The organism is Winogradskyella tangerina, from assembly GCF_003260205.1.
In the GTDB taxonomy this organism is placed as follows: domain Bacteria; phylum Bacteroidota; class Bacteroidia; order Flavobacteriales; family Flavobacteriaceae; genus Winogradskyella; species Winogradskyella tangerina.
Genome location: NZ_QERF01000004.1, coordinates 1 through 19,185, shown reverse-complemented (window position 1 = coordinate 19,185; position 19,185 = coordinate 1). Strand labels below are relative to the sequence as shown.

Sequence of the window (19,185 nt, the reverse complement as noted above, 5' to 3'; positions counted from 1 at the left end):
AAATATTTTATTAAAAGTGTTAATTTTTATTAAAGTATTGCGTTTTGTTTAAACTTTTTAATAAAAAATTGAAAATTATTTAATATTGAATTTTAGAGCAACCCAGTTGTTTTTTTCAATTTTTTCAACCAAATCTAGTTGATTATCAGCGCATTTATCTTTGATAGTATCGATATCTTCTTGGTAAAATCCACTTAAAAAAAGAATACCTTCAGAAGTTAGACATTTTGCATATTCCGGAATATCTGCTAATAGTATATTTCTATTAATATTGGCTATAATAATATCGTAACTTCTACCTTTAATCTGATTAACATCACCTTCAAATACTTTAATATGCTGACAGGCATTTCGTTGTGCATTTTCAAGGCTATTAATGTAGCACCAATTGTCAATATCAACGGCATCTAACCGACTAGCACCTCGCTTTTCAGCAAAAATTGCTAGAACCCCAGTTCCGCAACCCATATCTAAAACCGACTTGTTTTCAAAATCATTGCGAAGAATATGCTGAATCATCATGTGTGTTGTTTCATGATGCCCAGTACCAAAACTCATTTTTGGTTCAATAATGATATCATATTTCGTGTTTGGCTTTTCATGAAAAGGCGCTCTTACAGTCACCATATCGTCTACCACAATGGGTTTGAAATTCTTCTCCCACTCTTCATTCCAATTGGTCTGCTCAATTTCGTTGAATTCAAAAGTAATCGTGAAGTCTTCTGAGCTGAGAATATGAATATCTTCAAGGATAAAAGCATTCCAATCGCATTTCTGAATATAGGCAGTTAAGCCTTCATTATTCTCAACAAAACTTTCAAAACCGGCTTCTCCTAATTCTGCAATAAGAATCTCTGTTGCAGGTTGAAGCGGTTCTACCTTAAAATCATATCCTATGTAAATTGGATGGGTCACTTAGAAAGCATTCACTATGGCAAAAAAGTCTTCGGCCTTAAGCGAAGCTCCTCCAATTAAACCTCCATCAACATCTGGCTTTGAAAAAATTTCTTTGGCGTTATTAGGTTTTACGCTCCCACCGTATAATATCGATACTGAATCTCCTACATCATTACCATATTTCCCAGCGAGGGTTTTTCTAATGAAAGCATGCATATCCTGAGCTTGTTCTGGCGTTGCAGTCTCACCAGTTCCTATGGCCCAAACAGGTTCGTAGGCTAAAACAATATTTTTAAATGCATCTGCACCTAAATGAAATAGCGCATTTTTGATCTGGTTTTCAACCACAGCTTCTTCATTTCCAGCTTTCCTGTCTGAAAGTTCCTCTCCAAAACAGAAGATAACCCGCATATCATTTTCGATAGCTGTATCCACTTTTTGAGCAAGAGACTCGTCTGTTTCATTAAAATATGCGCGACGTTCACTATGCCCGAGAATTACCGTCTGAATCCCAATACTTTTAAGCATTCCTGCACTTATCTCACCCGTATAAGCCCCATTCTTTGCAAAATGCATATTCTGAGCAACGACCTCAATGCTGCTTTGCTTAGTCGACTGAAAAGCGTGCCACAAATTGGTAAATGTCGGTGCAATCATAACCTCAGCATCTGAAGTTTTCTCCTGCTTTTTTAATTCAGCAATTAATGTTTCCGTTTGAATAAGACCGTTATTCATTTTCCAGTTTCCTGCAACGATATGTTTTCTCATAATAATATGTATTGAGTTCTTTAATTGGAATACAAAAATAAGACTTTAATAAAGAAGGGAGACTAATTCCGAACAGGAAATAACTATGCTAATTTAACTCGTGGATCTAACCATGCATAAATGATATCAACCAAAATATTGATTGTGATAAAGACAATAGCAATTACTAATACGGCTCCCATTATTACAGGAAGATCTAGAGTATTTAAGGCATTTACAATTTCTTTTCCCAGACCATTCCAACCGAAGATATATTCTACAAATACGGCACCTGCTAACATCGACGCAAACCACCCAGAAATTGCGGTCACAACTGGATTTAAGGCATTCTTCACTGCGTGATTTTTAATGACTTGAAATTCAGACAAGCCCTTCGCTCTAGCCGTTCTTATATAATCTTGGCTCATAACCTCCAAGAGCGAATTACGCATTAATTGAATAACTACAGCCAAAGGTCGTATCCCTAAAACAATTGATGGAAGAATGAGATTTTTCCATTTGATGGTCATTTTTTCACCAAAATCATCGAGCTCATAAAGACTTCCGGTCATCTCTAAATTGGTAAATTCATGAAGTACGAAACCAAAAAGCCAGGCAAATAAAATTGCACTGAAAAATGACGGCACACTCATGCCTAATGTACTTAATACCTGTATCAATTTATCGAGCCATGTATCTTTATATAAGGCTGATATAATTCCTAGGATCAGTCCAAGAATAATTGCGATTATTATTGCTGAAACTGCAAGAACAAAGGTGTTAGGAATAGTTTCACTGATGACCTCAGTAACCTTTTTACCTTGTTTAGTAAACGACTCTCTTAGATAAGGTGTCTTAATTACCATTGTGGTAGTGCCGATACTTATAAGTTCTTTCGCATTGTATTTATTTGGAGCCAAGAAGGTGTAATCACCAAAGTGATTTGAATGAAATGAAACAGGTGACAAATCATTGAGATAGTATAAATACTGTGTTCCAATAGGCTTATCAAATCCATACTTTTTCTTAACTACCTCAACTTGTTCCGCAGTTTGGTTTTGACCGAGCATCATTTTCGCCGGATCACCAGGAAGTATGGTAAACAAGAAAAAAATCACAGTAACAACACCCAATAAGGTGATAAATGCGTAGAAAAGTTTATTTATTAAATAACGTAACAACTGATAGTTTTAAGTATTTAATTTTATTAAAACAGAATCACTAATTCCATCTGTTTACTGCGACTGAACACTTCGACTGGTCACTGTGACTGATCACTGCGACTGAACACTGCGACTGTATACTAAATCACAGTTCTATATCTTCAAAATCATTCCAATGGGCTTTGTTAAGTACGGTTCCTTTGTCTAATATTATAACACCAGGATTTGCACGCACCATTGTTTTAATCACTTTTTCATCACACAGATAAAAATCGAAATTCAATCGATGATCTTGTGTCACTTTTTCTCTAGCCTCATTTCCGGAAGAGGTTAAACCAATGACGGTGTAGCCCTTTTTAATGGCCTCATCTGAGAAATCTTTCAATTTTGAAACACCATCCGCTTCTGAAGTAGTGATGTTATACATCGTGATAATGACCAACTTCTCCTTTTCTAAAAAGAAGTTTGTAAGGTCTTCGTCATCAGATTCGATTGAAAAATCCTGAATTGGTGGAATATAGCCTTCATCAATAGTTTTAGTCTCAACACCTACGTACTCACCATCAACAGTTGGGTAGCTTCCATTAGTTACAAATTCTTGTTCTTCGCCATTCACATTGAAAGTCCAGGTATACTCTAGTATGGGTTTAGCAGCATCTTCAGGTATTAATCTTTGCTCCTGAATATTTTTACCAATGGCATAAGCTCTAAAATCAATAGAAGGTAAGTGCATAAGAACATGATAACCAAACCAAAGTGAAAGTATAAAACTCATCAAAGCTATGACAGTAGTCGGTAATTTTGAAAAGATTGGCTTGATGTGTTTAAGACCATAAACTAAAATTAAAATCAAGACTAAGAGAATAACATCCTTAGTAAAACTTTCCCATGGCGTTAGCTTCAAAGCATCACCAAAACAACCACAATCCTTTACTTTATCGAAATACGCAGAATAAAATGTTAGAAAGGTGAAGAATACAATCATTGCTAATAGGCTGTAGACTGTAAATTTTGGTTTGTAACCTATTAAGAGGAAAACACCCAAGATCACTTCAAACACTACTACAAAAACGGATATTAGTAAGGCATATGGAATGAGATATTCCATGTTTAAAACATCTGCGCCAAAATACTCTTGTAATTTGTAGGAAAAGCCAAGTGGATCATTCAGTTTTATAAATCCTGAAATAATAAATAAAACACCTACAAAAATTCTACTTATCTGTATTAAATACTTCATATTATAAATTATTCCGCTTCGTTTAAATGGATCATTGCAAAAACAGCATAATTAATCATATCCTGATAGTTGGCATCAATGCCTTCGCTCACGATGGTTTTTCCGGCATTGTCTTCAATCTGCTTTACGCGAAGTAATTTCTGTAAAATTAAATCTGTTAAGGAACTCACACGCATATCGCGCCAAGCTTCGCCGTAATCGTGATTCTTATCTAGCATTAGTTGTTTGGTCACCGAAACTTTTTCATCATAAAGTTCTGTAGCCTCGTCAGTATTAAGATCTGGCTGTTCTACAACGCCTTTTTCTAACTGAATAAGCGCCATTACGCAATAGTTTATGATACCAATAAACTCACTAACTTCACCTTCATCGACTTTTCTAACTGAATTTTGCTGCAAGCTTCTAATGCGCTGCGCCTTAATAAAAATCTGATCAGTTAAAGATGGTAAACGTAATATGCGCCAGGCACTGCCATAATCGCTCATTTTATTTACAAAAAGTGCTCTGCATTTTGCAATTACGGCATCGTATTGTTTTGAGGTATCTTGCATTTAAAACTATTATATTTTGCGTAAATTTCGCATAAATAAGTTAGAAGTTCAAAGTTTGGGGTTTAAAGTTTTTAGCAGCCCTTTTTAATAAGTTTTATGACCATAAATTGCAAAGGCCAATTGATTGATCTGTCATCGCCTAAAGTGATGGGTATTCTTAATGTTACACCAGATTCTTTCCATGATGGCGGACAATACAAAGACGAATCTTCAATTCTGAAACAGGTTGAAACCATGCTTTCTGAAGGCGCTACTTTTATTGATATTGGCGGATATAGTTCTAGACCTGGGGCTGATTTTGTTAGTGAAGACGAGGAGCTTAGACGTGTTATACCTGTAATCGAATTAATTCTGAAACACTTTCCAGAAACCTTAATTTCTGTTGATACCTTTAGAAGTGAGGTCGCCAAAAAAAGTATATCCGCAGGTGCAGCACTGATCAATGATATTTCTGGTGGTCAACTTGATGATAACATGATCAGTACGGTCGGACAAATGGGTGTGCCCTATATTATGATGCATATGCGTGGTAATCCGAAAACGATGCAACAACAAACCCAATATGATGACATCGTAAAAGACCTTAACTCTTATTTTGCTCAACGTATCTCAAAAGCCCACGAAGCGAAGGTCAATGATATTATTATCGATCCTGGATTTGGCTTTGCTAAAACCCTTGAACAAAATTATGAGCTATTAAACAAAATGGAATTACTTCAAATGGCTGATAAGCCCATTTTGGCAGGCTTATCAAGAAAATCTATGATCTATAAAACTTTGAATACTGACTCTAAAAATGCTTTGAATGGCACTACGGCGCTCCATATGGTAGCCCTTCAAAAAGGTGCAAATATTTTAAGAGTTCACGATGTGAAAGAGGCTGTGGAATGCGTGACTTTGTTTAATAAATTACATGCCAACTAGATGAGAAAAATCCCTTCCCTGCTCCTACTTCTATTGTTATTGAATTGTAACAACGAACGCGTATTGCAACTTCCTGAAATTGAAAATGCAGAAATCACTGAACTTCTAGATGTTTCACCTGCCTACATTTTTTACGATGAATCCCAACCCGATTCTACACTTTTCAACCGTAAAAACCTTATTAGTACTACCAATTGGGCAGTGAATGTGGATAAGCGTCTTACACTGAGACAGGCCATACCACATATTCAATATCTGTTGGATAAACGCAAGAAAAAATCCATGCACACCAATGAAAATGCCAAAAACTACTTTACCTGTAATGATACAAGTATTGGGAATTTGGGGTTTTTGGAGTTTACGGAGGTGAATTACTTAACCGATTTAAGTTTTGCAGAAAAGTATGATTTATCAGATAATAAAATTAAGCCAGTTTTAGTACATTTTATTTCTGAAGATTATGTCGCTCTATGGCAAGATTCTAAAAGCAGTCAATTTAAAGAAGATGTTATTAAAATTGACTCATTATTCACAAATAAATATCTAGATCAATTTAAAAGAAAGAATATCCTAATTCAATTAGTTTTTACTCGAAGATATAACTTTCAAAAATATATTGGTTTAAAAAATGACCTTAACAAATTCTTCGGTCCAGAAGTTGAATTTAGTAAAGATGAAATCATTTTTTAACTTAAATTCTTAAATTAGCAAAAAGCGCTAACCTTGGACGATTTACAACTTTGGGATTTTAGATTTATCGATTTTGTTGATGTATTCCTCGTCGCTATTCTTCTGTATTACATTTACAAGCTTGTAAGAGGTACTGTTGCTATCAATATCTTTATTGGGATTCTCATTATTTATTTTGCATGGCGCCTTACCGATTATCTTCAAATGCAAATGCTTTACAGCATTTTTGATGGTTTTATGAAGGTGGGAATTATAGCCTTAATTGTCGTCTTTCAGCCTGAGATACGGAAATTTCTTCTACTAGTAGGCTCGACAAATATTGGTGGGAAAAAAGGCATTTTTAAAAATTTCAAATTCCTTAAAAACGACGACCAAGCAACCACAGATGTCGATGCCATCATTAAAGCGTGTACAAAAATGGGAGCTTCAAATACTGGTGCTTTAATCGTGATTGAGCGCAATAATAACCTCGATTTTTTAATCAATACAGGTGATGCTATGAATATACTAGTATCTCAACCAATAATTGAAAGCATTTTTTTTAAGAATAGTCCATTGCATGATGGTGCCATTATTATTGATAATAATATTGTGAAAGCCACTCGGGTTATTCTTCCTGTAAATAATGAAAAGAATATTCCTGAGCGCTTTGGTCTGCGACACAGAGCAGCAGTAGGTATTACCGAAAAAACAGACGCCATCGCTATCGTAGTTAGCGAAGAAACCGGTCAAATTTCTTATCTCAAAAATGGCGAGTTTGTAATGTTTAAGGATACCGACGATCTTACTAAAAAAATAAAAGACGATCTAACCTAATGCATTGTAAGAACTGTAATCATCCACTATCTGAAAACCAGAATTACTGTGATAATTGCGGTGCAAAAGTTATACGCAATCGATTGGAGCCTAAGGTTCTTATACATCAGGTTAACGAACAATTTTTATCTATAGATAATAAATTGCTACGAACATTCGTAGCCTTATGTGTAAAACCAGAAGATGTCATTGGAGGCTATATTAATGGCACGAGACGAAAGTATATTGACGTGCTTCAGTATTTTGCTGTTTCCTTAACCCTTGCTGGTTTTCAAGCTTTTTTGATGTTAACTTTCTTTAAGGAACAACTTGAACTCAGCAATGAAATGATGAATACACTTCAGAATGCTCCTGGTAATGAAAATAATCCGTTTAGCAGTTTTAGTTTAGCAGATTATATGCAATATCAAGGGTTCGTCTACATAGCCACTTTACCTATTTCGGTGCTGTCCACATGGTTAACCTACTACATAATTGGCGATAGGCGACTTAACTTCACGGAGCATATTGTTCTAAATATTTACTATTCTTCTCAAGTGATCATTGTTACCGCGATTCTAAGTATCGTTTTCATGTTGTTTAATTTGAATTTTTTCATAGTATCTTTAGTGATTACACTACCCACATTCATATACTTAGGCTTTGTGTTAAAACGTGTTTTTAATGATGGATTTTGGGATGCCTTCGCGAAATGGATGTTAATCGTAGTGATCTATGGTATATTCTATTTTGTAGTGATGATTATCATTACTTTAATTCCTTTCTTAATGCGATTACAATAAATAAATGAACTGTAAAAACTGCCATACCGAATTAAAGGAACACGACGATTATTGCAGCAACTGTGGTGGAAGAGTAATACGTAGACGACTCACTTTCAGAAATCTATTTGAACACTTAAGTGAAACGTTCTTTAATTACGATAACAAGTTATTACGAACGATCATTCAGCTTTTCAAGGAGCCTGAAGATGTTATCGTTAGTTATATCAATGGTGTTCGAAAAAAATATGTCAACCCGGTGAGTTTATTTGGGTTGGCATTAACACTAACAGGAATTTATATCATCATTGTCAATAAATACTTCCCTGAAATGTTCGATTTTGCTAGTCTAGCGGCCGAAGGTCAGCAAGAAATGCAGCGGAAACAGATGGCTTTCATTCAAGAGTATCAATCCATCATTTCAATGCTTTATGTGCCATTGTATGCTCTAATGGCTAAAATAGTCTTCATTGGCAAAAAGCAATTCAACTATACAGAACTCTTAGTGGTATTTTTGTACATACAGTCACAGATCTCAATTATAAGTGCCATTATTATTGTGTTATTGGGTGTAGTTGGCCTTTCGAGCAGCATCGTCGGTATGTTAACACTTCCGTTGATGATCTTGTATACTGCTTATTGTTTAAAGCGAATTTATCAATTAAGCCTTTCAGAAATAATATTAAGAACAATACTTTTTGGTGCAGTGCTATTTGTGTTCTTCGTAATTCTAACTATTGCCTTGCTGGTTGTGATGTATTTCAATGGTGATCTCCAGAAAATGGTTGAAGCGCAAAGAGCAGCGCAACAAGCCATGAATTTTTAAACCGCCTCAGCTTTAAGGAACTGAACCTCGTATAAATTTTTGTAGTAACCGTCTTTCTTCTTAAGAAGAGATTTGTGTGTTCCCATTTCTACTATTTGCCCAGCATCCATAACTATTATCTTGTCAGCTTGCTGGATTGTTGCCAATCGGTGTGCGATCACAATTGAAGTCCTACCCTTAGTAATGGTATCAGTTGCATCCTGAATCAATTGTTCTGAATACGAATCTACTGAAGATGTAGCCTCGTCCAATATCAAAATACTAGGGTTGGTAACATAAGCCCTTAAGAATGAAATTAACTGGCGCTGACCAGAAGAAAGCATCACACCTCGCTCTTTTACGTTATAATGATAACCTCCTGGAAGTGTAGATATAAAATCATGAATACCAATTGCCTTAGCAGCCGTAATAACGTCTTCCTCAGTAATATATTCGTTATTTAAAGTGATATTATTCAAAATGGTATCAGCGAAAAGGAATACGTCTTGAAGTACAACGGCAATCTGATTTCGTAATGAACTCAACGTCATTTCTTTTATATCTGTACCATCAATTTTAATATGACCAGAATCTATATCATAGAAACGATTTAGGAGATTGATAATGGTAGACTTTCCTGCACCAGTAGCCCCAACGATTGCTACAGTCTCACCTGCTTCAACATTAAAGGAAATTCCCTTCAGTACTTCTTCATCCTTAACATATGAAAACCTCACATTCTCAAAACTTATATCGCCTTTAAAATGATTGGCTTCAATGGTACCATTATCATCGATATTAGAATCGGTATCCAAAACTTTAAATACACGATCTGCAGCCACCATTCCCATTTGAAGGGTGTTGAATTTATTCGCAATCTGATATAAGGGCCTAAATAACATCGGAATAAACATGGTGAACGAAATGAGATGCCCCAAAGTTGTACCAGGATTGGTTGAAACTGCATCAAAACCACCAGCTAGAAGTACCATCGCCATCGTTAAGGACGATACAAATTCAGCCACTGGAAAGAAAATAGAGTTATACCATACCGTTTTTAACCAACCTTTTTTATGGCGCTCATTTATGGCTTTAAATTTTTTGTATTCGGTTGCTTCGCGTGTAAAAAGTTGTAAAATTTTCATGCCAGTTACACGTTCCTGAACAAATGAATTTAGATTAGATACTTCTGTTCTTACATCTTCAAAAGCGCGCTTCATGTATTTCTGGAAGATTTTAGTAGCTACCACAATGATTGGCATGGTTGCAAATACAATCAAACTCAATTTCAAATTGATAAATGCCATGAATACTGCGACCACTAACATTTTCAAGATATCACTAAAGATCATAAAAAGACCTTGCCCAAAAATATCGGCAATTCGTTCCATATCGGTCACAGCTCGTGTGATGAGCACACCAACAGAAGACTTATCGAAATAAGTCATTTTAAACTTCAAAATATGCTTAAAAAGTTTAACCCTTATGTCCTTTACAACGGATTGCCCAAGCCAACTGGCGTAATATATAAATAGGAGTTGCGATACTACTTCTAATAGCAATAATCCCATCATTATTCCTATATATAAGACGAAGCCACCAAATTCTTTATTGGCAATTTTAACGTCTATAGCATCCTTAAGAACATAGGGACGTAACGCTCCAAAAACTGCAAGTCCAACCACACAGATAAGGGAAATTGCAAAAATTGACCTATAGGGTTTGATATAATCTAGCAATCGCTTAAAAAGCGTTACATCAAATATTTTCTTTTTTTGTTCTTTCGCCATATTAATATCCCAAAAAACGGGAATTCAATTCTAGTTATTGCTCTATTCTAATATCTTCAGGGTAAACGATCTCTACCAAATATAGCCCATGGGCCGGAACCGAAAATCCTGCTTCACTCCTATCTTTAGAGGCGATGATACCATGAAGGTCATCTGGTTGAAGTTTTCCCAATCCAATATTAACCATTGTACCAACAATTGCTCTTACCATATTTCTTAGAAAACGATTTGCTGTAATGGTGAATTTAAGACCCGTTTCACTTTTAGTCCAATACGCCTCTTTAATATCACAATAATACGTCTTTACATCTGTATTACTTTTAGAAAAGCATTGAAAATCGTTATAGGTTAATAAGATTTTACAAGCCTCATTCATTGCCTCAACATCTAATGATTGCTGAACCTGATAAGCATAGTCGTAATCAAATACATTCTTAGAAGTTGAAATTTTATAATGATAGGTTCTGCTAAGTGCATCAAATCTAGCATGTGCTTCGGCCTTCACTTCAAAAATAGAATGCACAGCGATATCTTTAGGAAGAAACGAATTGAGCTTGTACACCAGATCATGGGTATTAAAACTATCTTCATACTCAAAATGAGCAAACATCTGCGAGGCATGAACACCAGTATCTGTTCTACCCGCACCAACGATAGCGATGTCACTTTTCAAAATAGTACTCAATGCTTTTTCTATAACTTCCTGAACAGAAATAGCATTGGGCTGATTTTGCCAACCATGATAGGCTTTACCGTTGTATGCCAACTTTAAAAAATATCTCAAAAGATTAGCTATTTTTGCGCTTAGAATAACAAAGATACACAGATTCGGCAGTTAAAATCACAATATTATCTTAATGCAAAAAATACTTCTTTTATCTGATACCCACAGCTATATTGACGATAACATCCTTAAATATGTGAAGCAGGCAGATGAAGTTTGGCATGCTGGTGATATCGGCGATCTAGAAGTCACAGATCAAATTAAGGCACTTAAACCTTTAAAGGCCGTTTATGGTAATATTGATGATAGTAAAGCGCGAAGCGAATTTCCTCTTCATCAAAGATTTACATGCGAAGAAATTGATGTGTGGATTACCCACATCGGCGGTTATCCTCCTAAATACAACGGTCGTGTTAGAGAAGAACTAAATAACAACCCGCCCGATATTTTTATCTGCGGACATTCGCATATTTTGAAAGTCATGCCAGATAAAAAATTAGACCTCATACACATGAATCCGGGAGCAATCGGAAAACACGGTTTCCATAAAAAAAGGACCATGCTTCGTTTTAAGATCGACGGCAAGCAAATAAAAGACTTGGAAATTATTGAATTTGATAGGTAATAAAAATGAAAAACCCAGACGGCAGCGTCTGGGTTTTTCGCACTAATACTACTAAGATTTTAGGTTCATCGTAACCGATCTACAGATTTTACGAGATCTTCATCCTTTTTAATAGCCTTATTAGCTAAGGCTAAACACACAATAGAAAAAACAGGAAGAAGCATCCCAATACCTTTCTCAGGGACATCCGTCCCTCCAGATAAATTTAGAGATTGATACACAAAGAATCCTAGTAAAATAAAGTTCAATATTATATTGAGTCGTCCCAGCATAAATTGGGACTTTCTATTCTTAAATCTGAAAATTGAAATTAAGGATAACAACGCTGATCCTAAAAACAGTCCTAAATAGGTATAATCATCTCTAGCAAATACTTCAACACCTTCACTATTCTTCCATAAATAAAATACGAAGATTAAACCCCCTGAAATTCCAGCGGCTAAAATTAAATATAGTGTTTGTATGCGTTGTATCATTTCTTCAATTAAAAATGCTTGGCAAAATTAGTAGTTTATTTTTTAAAAAGATAGAAATTGTTTTAAAATAAAGTTGTATTATTGCAGTAGAGAGAAGCAACAGACTGAGTTGCACAAATCTATCTTCCAAATTAATTTCACTTTTTTTCTTTTTATTTCATCTAGAAAATCTTGAATTAATAATGTCAATCATAATACAATATACTACATACTAATGTTCGAAATTTCACAGTTAAAAGCTAAGAAGCTACCTGAATTGCAGGATATCGCTAAACAACTAAGCGTTCCTAAATACCGAAGTCTGAAGAAATTAGACTTGGTTTATCAGATCTTAGACCATCAAGCTGCAAACCCTGAAGCCTTAAAAGCCAAGGCAGAAACTGAAGCTAAACCAGAGGCAAAACAAAACAGGCCTCAACAAAAGAGAGCAAGAGTTCAAAGAAGTCCTCAAGAAAATAAAGATCAAAAAACCATTGAGTTTTCAGATCAAAAGGAAGGTTCTCAACCAAAAGAACAAAAGTCTAATAACGACAGACAAAAACAGAAGCGTCAGGACAATAATAATTCGTCTAACGAACGTTCTGATGACAACAAACGTTCAAATCAGAATAACGACAACCGTCAGAATCGTAATAAGGATAATAATCGAAATAATAACCAAAAGAATAATGGTAATAAGGATAACAGAAACCGTTATCGCGAACCAGATTTTGAGTTCGATGCCATTATTGAAAGTGAAGGTGTCCTAGACATTATGCAAGACGGTTATGGATTTTTACGATCTTCAGATTATAATTATTTAACATCACCAGATGACATTTATGTCTCACAATCACAGATTAGACTTTTCGGTCTAAAGAAAGGTGATACCGTTCTTGGTCATGTAAGACCACCAAAAGAAGGTGAAAAGTATTTCCCTTTAATTAAAGTAAGTAAGATCAACGGCCAAGACCCCAATGTGGTGAGAGACCGTGTTGCTTTTGAACACTTAACTCCACTTTTCCCGAAGGAAAAATTCAATATTGCTGAAAGACAAAGTACCATTTCTACGAGAATAATGGATTTGTTTTCTCCTATCGGAAAAGGGCAACGTGGAATGATCGTTTCACAACCAAAAACTGGTAAGACCATGTTACTAAAGGATGTGGCAAATGCTATTGCAGCAAACCACCCTGAAGTATATCAAATGATTTTGTTAATTGATGAACGTCCAGAGGAAGTTACCGATATGCAGCGTAATGTGCGTGGCGAAGTTATTGCCTCTACTTTCGATAAGGAAGCTCATGAGCACGTAAAAATTGCTGACATTGTTCTTGAAAAAGCAAAGCGATTAGTAGAATGCGGACACGATGTTGTGATCCTTTTAGATTCGATCACACGTTTAGCTAGAGCCTACAATACGGTACAACCAGCCTCAGGTAAGATTTTAAGTGGTGGTGTAGATGCTAATGCTCTGCACCGACCGAAACGTTTCTTTGGAGCTGCTCGAAATATTGAAAATGGTGGGTCACTCACAATTATTGCTACAGCCTTAACCGAAACTGGTTCTAAAATGGATGAAGTAATTTTTGAAGAATTTAAAGGAACCGGTAATATGGAGCTACAACTTGACCGTAAGATTTCTAACCGTAGAATTTTCCCTGCGATCGATCTTACATCATCAAGTACAAGACGCGACGATCTATTATTAGATGATAACACCATTCAAAGAATGTGGGTAATGCGTAAATATCTTGCTGATATGAATCCGGTTGAAGCGATGGAATTCATTAACGACCGCTTTAAGCAAACGAGAAATAATGAAGAATTCTTAATTTCAATGAATGGATAATTCTTCGTTAAATAGATAAATGAAAAACCTTGGACATAGTATCCAAGGTTTTTTTTATGGCATAAAAAAAGTCTTCCAAAAGGAAGACTTCATATATCTTAACGATTACTACAATTATAATGCAGCAACGTGCTTAGTTAACTGAGACTTTAAGTTACCTGCTTTGTTAGAATGAATTACATTCTTCTTAGCTAACTTATCGATCATACTGATCACAGAAGGTAACAATTTTTGAGCTTCTTTCGCATCAGTAGTCTCACGTAATTTTTTAATTGCATTACGTGTAGTCTTGTGCTGATATCTGTTAAGCACTCTTCTTTTCTCGCTACTTCTAATTCTTTTTAATGCTGACTTATGATTTGCCATTTTATTTTTTCTTATTAAAAATTGTAGCCCGTAGGGGAATCGAACCCCTCTTACCAGGATGAAAACCTGGCGTCCTAGCCGATAGACGAACGGGCCATTTGGTTATTTACACATTTAAATGAACCTACAATGTTTCCATTGCGGATGCAAAAATACAACTATTTTTAAATGTTGCAACTACTAATATATATTTTTTGAAAATTTTTTAATAAGCCTTCGCGAAAAGCACACGTTGGCTTGAAGGATTTCCAGAATAAACACATTTGCCAGACTCTTCCTTATTATCTATCGGAATACATCTTATAGTAGCTTTTGTAAGTTCCTTAATTTTTTGCTCTGTTTCAGCAGTACCATCCCAGTGCGCAGAAATAAAACCTGTTTTTGTTTCTAAAACCTTCTTAAATTCTTCAAAATCATCAACCTCGGTAATGTGAGAATCTCTAAAGGCTAAAGCTTTATTGAACAAGCTTTCCTGAATTTCTTCAAGCAAATCCTCTACGACAACATTGATGCGATCTAAAATAACCGTTTCTTTGGTCATAGTATCTCGCCTTGCCAATTCAACTGTATTATCTTCAAGATCTTTTGGCCCAATAGCAATTCTTAAAGGTACACCTTGCAATTCGTGTTGTGCAAATTTTGCTCCAGGTCTAAGCGTATCTCTGTGATCAAACTTTACAGATATGTTTCGTTCTCTAAGATCGCCAATAATTTCATCTGCAACTTGCTTAACCGCGGCGAACTGTTCTTCGTTTCTGTATATTGGAACAATCACTACCTGATAAGGTGCTAAATTTGGAGGTAAAACTAATCCTTTATCATCACTATGCGTCATAATGAGCGCTCCCATTAAACGTGTAGAAACGCCCCATGAGGTAGCCCAAACATAATCGAGTTTACCTTCTTTATTGGTGAATTTCACATCAAAGGCCTTAGCAAAATTCTGACCAAGAAAATGTGAGGTTCCTGCTTGCAAAGCCTTACCGTCTTGCATTAACGCTTCAATACACATAGTCTCCTCCGCTCCAGCGAAACGTTCGCTTTCGGTTTTCAAACCTTGAATTACCGGAATTGCCATAAAATTCTCAACAAACTGAGCATAAACATTATTGATCAGTTTGGTCTCTTCCCAAGCTTCCTCCTTAGTGGCATGAGCAGTATGACCTTCTTGCCATAGAAATTCTGCTGTGCGTAAGAATAGTCGTGTACGCATTTCCCAACGCACCACATTAGCCCATTGATTAACTAATATAGGTAGGTCTCTATAGCTTTGAATCCAACCTTTATAGGTATTCCAAATAATAGCTTCACTTGTAGGTCTCACAACCAATTCCTCTTCTAATTTTGCTTCAGGATCAACTCTGAGTTTTCCTGCATTATCTGGGTCATTCTGTAATCTGTAATGAGTAACAACGGCGCATTCCTTGGCAAAACCTTCAGCATTTTTCTCTTCAGCTTCAAATAAACTCTTTGGAACAAATAATGGGAAATAGGCATTCTGATGACCTGTTTCTTTAAACATTCGGTCTAATTCAGCTTGCATTTTCTCCCAAATAGCATATCCATAGGGTTTAATTACCATACATCCTCTTACAGCAGAATTCTCTGCTAAGTCGGCTTTTACCACCAACTCATTATACCATTTTGAATAATCTTCTGCTCTACTGGTAAGATTTTTGCTCATTTTTAGTCTTTTGGCACAAAAATTGTGTCTTTATTAATTAAAAAAATAGTTCAGCAAAACTAACTATTTTTGCTATGTTCAACAATAAAATATAATAGATATGCAATTTAAAACCATTACACTCCAAAAATTGCCATTATTTGTTGCACTTGGTCTAGCGACCTTGTTAACTTCGTGTGGTTCTTATCAGTACGTAGGATATGATAATGATGGAATATATTCAGCAGAAAATGATAACGTACAAGAAGTTGCTGTTGAACAAGAAGATGTTACGACATCAACCAATGATACAAATTATTATAAAAATTATTTCGCCGAAAATTCAGCACAAGTTGATGCTATCCAAGAGGACGGTGAAGTCTTCACAGATATAGATTCTTATCAAGGAAATTATGTTGAAAGAGTTCAGGACACCCTAGAACAACAAGGACCTTATGGCGGCTGGGGCCAGGCTAATGATAACGTCACCATTAACATTTATGATAATGGATGGGGTTGGAATGCTGGCTGGGGCTGGGGCTGGGCCCGACCTTGGGGTTGGGGCTGGAACAGCTGGGGTTGGGGACGACCTTGGGGCTGGGGCTGGAATGGCTGGGGCCTTGGTGGCTGGAGATACGGCGTAGGATATAACGGTTGGGATGTTGGTTTAGGCTTTGGCTGGGGCTGGAATGCTGGCTGGGGTTGGAATGCATGGTGTCCTCCAGGTTGGAATGGCTGGGCATGGAATACTGTAAATAATAACAATATTGCCTTTAATACTGGTAGAAGAGGTACACTCTTAGCTAGTACTAGTAATCTAAATAGAAGAAATAGAAGTAACTCAGCGCTCTCGAGAAGAGATTATTCTACAAGTCGATTAACAAGAGCCGCAACGGCTAGAAGTACACGAAATACAAGAAGCACTCGTGTTGGAAGTTCAAATACGCGATCTACTCGTAGTAGTGTTGGCACAACAAGAAGTTCAAGGTCGAATTCTAGAGTGACACGACCATCAACGAGATCATCACGATCTGGCTCTGTTAGATCATCTAGAAGTACACGTCCATCTTCTGGTTCAGTAAGATCAAGCCGAGGATCATCAAGATCGTCTGGTAGTATGCGTTCTGGAGGATCATCGAGATCTTCATCAGGTAGCATGCGTTCAGGTGGTTCGTCAAGATCTTCGAGCGGAGGATCTAGAGGCGGTGGATCTAGAGGTGGCGGAAGAGGTCGCGGTTAATTATATATTTCATTTATTTCCAAATAAAAATACTTATGAAAAAAGCACTTATGTTTTGCATAGGCATGTTAAGTACGTCCATTTTATTAGCACAAGACGTTACAGATGCCGTTCGATATTCCATGGATGAAATACAAGGAACAGCGCGATTTAGAGCCATGGGAGGCGCGTTCGGAGCACTTGGAGGCGATATGTCGGCCGTGAATATCAATCCGGCTGGATCAGCAATTTTTAATACAAGTCATGCTTCCTTAACCTTAGGATATTTTGATAAGCAAGATGACATCACCTATTTCAATGGTGTTAATACAGCTTCAAATTCTAATGTAGACGTCAATCAGCTAGGGGCAGCTTTTGTCTTTGCAAATAATAACCCTAATTCACCTTGGAAGCGATTTACCTTAAGCGCAGCGTTTGATCGTGTTGCTGATTTTGATGATGATTGGATTGCAAGTGGTGTAAATCCCAATACCAGTATAGTTGAATACTTTTTTGCTTTCGCAGATGGTCAACGGCTAGATGAAATTTCTGCATTTCCAGGAGAAACCATCTCACAGGCATATTCTGAAATAGGACGTTTCTTCGGTTTTGGAAATCAGCAAGCTTTCTTAGGATATGAAGGGTTTATTATTGACCCTGTTTCAAACACAGATGATAATACGGAATACATTAGAAATATTTCAGGTTCAGATTTTGATCAAACATTTGCATATACCAGTAGAGGTTATAATGGTAAAATGGCCTTCAACTTTGCCACAAACTACGATGATAAATTTTATTTTGGTGTAAATTTAAATGCGCATTTTATAAATTTTGAAAGAACTACATTCTTCAGTGAGTCTAATTCAAACGCTAGCTCAACTGTCACTAATGTAAATTTTGACAATAATTTATTAACTACAGGTAGTGGGTTCTCATTTCAATTAGGAGGAATAGCAAAACTTACAGAAGAATTCAGAGTTGGACTCTCATACAACTCTCCTACTTGGTATAGAATTTCTGAAGAGACATCACAATTTTTAGCCACTACTCGACTTGAAAACGGTTCGAGTGTGAATCAAATTGTGAATCCTAATGTTACTAATATATTTCCTGATTACCGATTACAAACTCCAGGTAAAATAACCGGAAGTTTAGCTTATGTCTTTGGTAGAACAGGACTTTTAAGTTTCGACTATTCAGTAAAAGATTATGCGAACGCACAGTTTAGACCAACTTCAGATGTCTTCTTTTCGGCATTAAATGGTGAAATTAATAATACGCTTACTTCTGCTTCATCTTATAGATTTGGTGGTGAGTATCGCTATAAACAACTCAGCTTTAGAGGTGGATATCGCTTTGAGGAAAGTCCATATCAGGATAATACATTCTTTGGTGACTTAACAGGATATTCATTAGGTTTAGGTTATACCTTTGGAAGTTTCAATTTGGACCTGGCTTTTAGTCAGTCTGAACGAGATATTAACTATCAGTTTTTTAATGTTGGTCTCACAGATTCAGCATTACTTCAATCAAAATTCACAGACATAGTCCTTTCATTAGGATTTAGAATCTAAAACGAACAAAAAAATAAAGCCTGAACACTATGTTCAGGCTTTTTATTTAATCAAAACTATTTATCGTTTCAAGGTAAAATGGGCTCTTAGTTCTTTACGTTGACCTGTGGTAGGTTCGTCGTACTCTACAACAAACCAGTAACCGCCCGTTGGCATTCTATTGCCATTATAGGTACCGTTCCATCCCGGGCCGCCAGGACTCAACTGCTTGAGCAACTTACCATAGCGGTCAAATATATAAATTTTGGCGCTGTTTCCAATGCCTGCTATATTCCATGTGTCGTGGTTGCCATCACCATTAGGTGTAAAGTACCTCGGGT

Annotated in this window: 20 protein-coding genes and 1 tRNA gene; 9 read left to right on the top strand and 12 right to left on the bottom strand. The window is 36.2% G+C overall.

Annotated elements, in window-relative coordinates; translation table 11 throughout:
- Positions 1 to 75: 75 nt before the first annotated feature.
- From prmA to DDY94_RS07265, 5 genes are all read right to left on the bottom strand, one after another.
- Positions 76 to 915, bottom strand: coding sequence for a 50S ribosomal protein L11 methyltransferase (gene prmA, locus DDY94_RS07285; protein ID WP_111683403.1), 840 nt, complete (start codon positions 913 to 915; stop codon positions 76 to 78).
- Positions 916 to 1,665 (bottom strand): triose-phosphate isomerase, encoded by a 750-nt coding sequence (gene tpiA / locus DDY94_RS07280; RefSeq protein WP_111683402.1) that lies wholly within the window; start codon positions 1,663 to 1,665, stop codon positions 916 to 918.
- An 83-nt stretch (positions 1,666 to 1,748) separates the two neighbouring features.
- Positions 1,749 to 2,825, bottom strand: a complete 1,077-nt coding sequence (locus tag DDY94_RS07275; protein ID WP_111683401.1) for an ABC transporter permease — start codon at positions 2,823 to 2,825, stop codon at positions 1,749 to 1,751.
- 127 nt (positions 2,826 to 2,952) lie between these two features.
- Entirely contained in the window at positions 2,953 to 4,047 is a 1,095-nt protein-coding gene (locus DDY94_RS07270) for a BT_3928 family protein (RefSeq protein WP_111683400.1), read from the bottom strand.
- A gap of 8 nt (positions 4,048 to 4,055) precedes the next feature.
- Complete coding sequence (locus DDY94_RS07265) at positions 4,056 to 4,598, bottom strand: DUF1599 domain-containing protein (protein WP_111683399.1); 543 nt, start codon at positions 4,596 to 4,598, stop codon at positions 4,056 to 4,058.
- Positions 4,599 to 4,694: 96 nt separating this feature from the next.
- Between DDY94_RS07265 and folP the strand changes: the two genes are divergently transcribed.
- From folP to DDY94_RS07240, 5 genes are read left to right on the top strand one after another with little or no spacing between them, the layout of a single operon-like run.
- Positions 4,695 to 5,522, top strand: a complete 828-nt coding sequence (gene folP / locus DDY94_RS07260) for a dihydropteroate synthase (protein ID WP_111683398.1) — start codon at positions 4,695 to 4,697, stop codon at positions 5,520 to 5,522.
- On the top strand, positions 5,523 to 6,212 hold the full coding sequence (locus tag DDY94_RS07255) for a hypothetical protein (RefSeq protein WP_111683397.1): 690 nt from the start codon (positions 5,523 to 5,525) through the stop codon (positions 6,210 to 6,212).
- 33 nt (positions 6,213 to 6,245) lie between these two features.
- Positions 6,246 to 7,028, top strand: a complete 783-nt coding sequence (cdaA, locus tag DDY94_RS07250) for a diadenylate cyclase CdaA (protein ID WP_111683396.1) — start codon at positions 6,246 to 6,248, stop codon at positions 7,026 to 7,028.
- Positions 7,028 to 7,810: a DUF3667 domain-containing protein gene (locus tag DDY94_RS07245; RefSeq protein WP_111683395.1), complete on the top strand. Its 783-nt coding sequence runs from the start codon at positions 7,028 to 7,030 to the stop codon at positions 7,808 to 7,810. Before cdaA ends, DDY94_RS07245 begins: the two co-directional genes overlap by 1 nt.
- Positions 7,811 to 7,814: 4 nt before the next feature.
- Positions 7,815 to 8,615, top strand: coding sequence for a DUF3667 domain-containing protein (locus tag DDY94_RS07240; protein WP_111683394.1), 801 nt, complete (start codon positions 7,815 to 7,817; stop codon positions 8,613 to 8,615).
- Here the strand turns inward: DDY94_RS07240 and DDY94_RS07235 are convergent.
- Positions 8,612 to 10,384 carry an ABC transporter ATP-binding protein gene (locus DDY94_RS07235; protein WP_111683393.1) on the bottom strand — a complete coding sequence of 591 codons (1,773 nt, stop codon included), beginning with the start codon at positions 10,382 to 10,384 and terminating at the stop codon, positions 8,612 to 8,614. The genes DDY94_RS07240 and DDY94_RS07235 overlap by 4 nt on opposite strands.
- A gap of 34 nt (positions 10,385 to 10,418) precedes the next feature.
- Complete coding sequence (gene truA, locus DDY94_RS07230) at positions 10,419 to 11,168, bottom strand: tRNA pseudouridine(38-40) synthase TruA (RefSeq protein WP_111683392.1); 750 nt, start codon at positions 11,166 to 11,168, stop codon at positions 10,419 to 10,421.
- A 73-nt stretch (positions 11,169 to 11,241) separates the two neighbouring features.
- Here truA and DDY94_RS07225 point away from each other — a divergent pair, with 73 nt between their 5' ends.
- Entirely contained in the window at positions 11,242 to 11,733 is a 492-nt protein-coding gene (locus DDY94_RS07225; RefSeq protein WP_111683391.1) for a metallophosphoesterase family protein, read from the top strand.
- Positions 11,734 to 11,798: 65 nt separating this feature from the next.
- Here DDY94_RS07225 and DDY94_RS07220 read toward each other — a convergent pair whose 3' ends face one another.
- Complete coding sequence (locus DDY94_RS07220) at positions 11,799 to 12,209, bottom strand: DUF4293 domain-containing protein (RefSeq protein ID WP_111683390.1); 411 nt, start codon at positions 12,207 to 12,209, stop codon at positions 11,799 to 11,801.
- Positions 12,210 to 12,423: 214 nt separating this feature from the next.
- Between DDY94_RS07220 and rho the strand changes: the two genes are divergently transcribed.
- Positions 12,424 to 14,040 carry a transcription termination factor Rho gene (gene rho, locus DDY94_RS07215; protein WP_111683389.1) on the top strand — a complete coding sequence of 539 codons (1,617 nt, stop codon included), beginning with the start codon at positions 12,424 to 12,426 and terminating at the stop codon, positions 14,038 to 14,040.
- A gap of 114 nt (positions 14,041 to 14,154) precedes the next feature.
- Here rho and rpsT read toward each other — a convergent pair whose 3' ends face one another.
- From rpsT to proS, 3 genes are all read right to left on the bottom strand, one after another.
- Positions 14,155 to 14,406, bottom strand: coding sequence for a 30S ribosomal protein S20 (rpsT, locus tag DDY94_RS07210; protein ID WP_111683388.1), 252 nt, complete (start codon positions 14,404 to 14,406; stop codon positions 14,155 to 14,157).
- A gap of 24 nt (positions 14,407 to 14,430) precedes the next feature.
- Positions 14,431 to 14,502, bottom strand: a tRNA-Glu gene (locus DDY94_RS07205).
- A gap of 109 nt (positions 14,503 to 14,611) precedes the next feature.
- Entirely contained in the window at positions 14,612 to 16,090 is a 1,479-nt protein-coding gene (proS, locus tag DDY94_RS07200; protein WP_111683387.1) for a proline--tRNA ligase, read from the bottom strand.
- Positions 16,091 to 16,190: 100 nt separating this feature from the next.
- Here proS and DDY94_RS16115 point away from each other — a divergent pair, with 100 nt between their 5' ends.
- Positions 16,191 to 17,309 carry a hypothetical protein gene (locus DDY94_RS16115; RefSeq protein WP_157957272.1) on the top strand — a complete coding sequence of 373 codons (1,119 nt, stop codon included), beginning with the start codon at positions 16,191 to 16,193 and terminating at the stop codon, positions 17,307 to 17,309.
- Between the two features lie 35 nt (positions 17,310 to 17,344).
- Complete coding sequence (locus DDY94_RS07190; RefSeq protein ID WP_111683385.1) at positions 17,345 to 18,865, top strand: OmpP1/FadL family transporter; 1,521 nt, start codon at positions 17,345 to 17,347, stop codon at positions 18,863 to 18,865.
- A 60-nt stretch (positions 18,866 to 18,925) separates the two neighbouring features.
- Here the strand turns inward: DDY94_RS07190 and DDY94_RS07185 are convergent.
- Positions 18,926 to 19,185 (bottom strand): T9SS type B sorting domain-containing protein (locus DDY94_RS07185; protein ID WP_157957271.1); only part of this gene is annotated, 260 nt, incomplete at its 5' end.

Excerpts from the sequence above, each read along its gene's own strand:
- rho (WP_111683389.1), top strand. The coding sequence starts at position 12,424 with ATGTTCGAAATTTCACAGTTAAAAGCTAAGAAGCTACCTGAATTGCAG.
- DDY94_RS07240 (WP_111683394.1), top strand. The coding sequence starts at position 7,815 with ATGAACTGTAAAAACTGCCATACCGAATTAAAGGAACACGACGATTAT.
- rpsT (WP_111683388.1), bottom strand. The coding sequence starts at position 14,406 with ATGGCAAATCATAAGTCAGCATTAAAAAGAATTAGAAGTAGCGAGAAA.
- DDY94_RS16115 (WP_157957272.1), top strand. The coding sequence starts at position 16,191 with ATGCAATTTAAAACCATTACACTCCAAAAATTGCCATTATTTGTTGCA.
- DDY94_RS07235 (WP_111683393.1), bottom strand. The coding sequence starts at position 10,384 with ATGGCGAAAGAACAAAAAAAGAAAATATTTGATGTAACGCTTTTTAAG.
- DDY94_RS07190 (WP_111683385.1), top strand. The coding sequence starts at position 17,345 with ATGAAAAAAGCACTTATGTTTTGCATAGGCATGTTAAGTACGTCCATT.
- DDY94_RS07245 (WP_111683395.1), top strand. The coding sequence starts at position 7,028 with ATGCATTGTAAGAACTGTAATCATCCACTATCTGAAAACCAGAATTAC.
- tpiA (WP_111683402.1), bottom strand. The coding sequence starts at position 1,665 with ATGAGAAAACATATCGTTGCAGGAAACTGGAAAATGAATAACGGTCTT.
- proS (WP_111683387.1), bottom strand. The coding sequence starts at position 16,090 with ATGAGCAAAAATCTTACCAGTAGAGCAGAAGATTATTCAAAATGGTAT.
- DDY94_RS07265 (WP_111683399.1), bottom strand. The coding sequence starts at position 4,598 with ATGCAAGATACCTCAAAACAATACGATGCCGTAATTGCAAAATGCAGA.
- DDY94_RS07255 (WP_111683397.1), top strand. The coding sequence starts at position 5,523 with ATGAGAAAAATCCCTTCCCTGCTCCTACTTCTATTGTTATTGAATTGT.
- DDY94_RS07225 (WP_111683391.1), top strand. The coding sequence starts at position 11,242 with ATGCAAAAAATACTTCTTTTATCTGATACCCACAGCTATATTGACGAT.
- DDY94_RS07220 (WP_111683390.1), bottom strand. The coding sequence starts at position 12,209 with ATGATACAACGCATACAAACACTATATTTAATTTTAGCCGCTGGAATT.
- folP (WP_111683398.1), top strand. The coding sequence starts at position 4,695 with ATGACCATAAATTGCAAAGGCCAATTGATTGATCTGTCATCGCCTAAA.
- DDY94_RS07270 (WP_111683400.1), bottom strand. The coding sequence starts at position 4,047 with ATGAAGTATTTAATACAGATAAGTAGAATTTTTGTAGGTGTTTTATTT.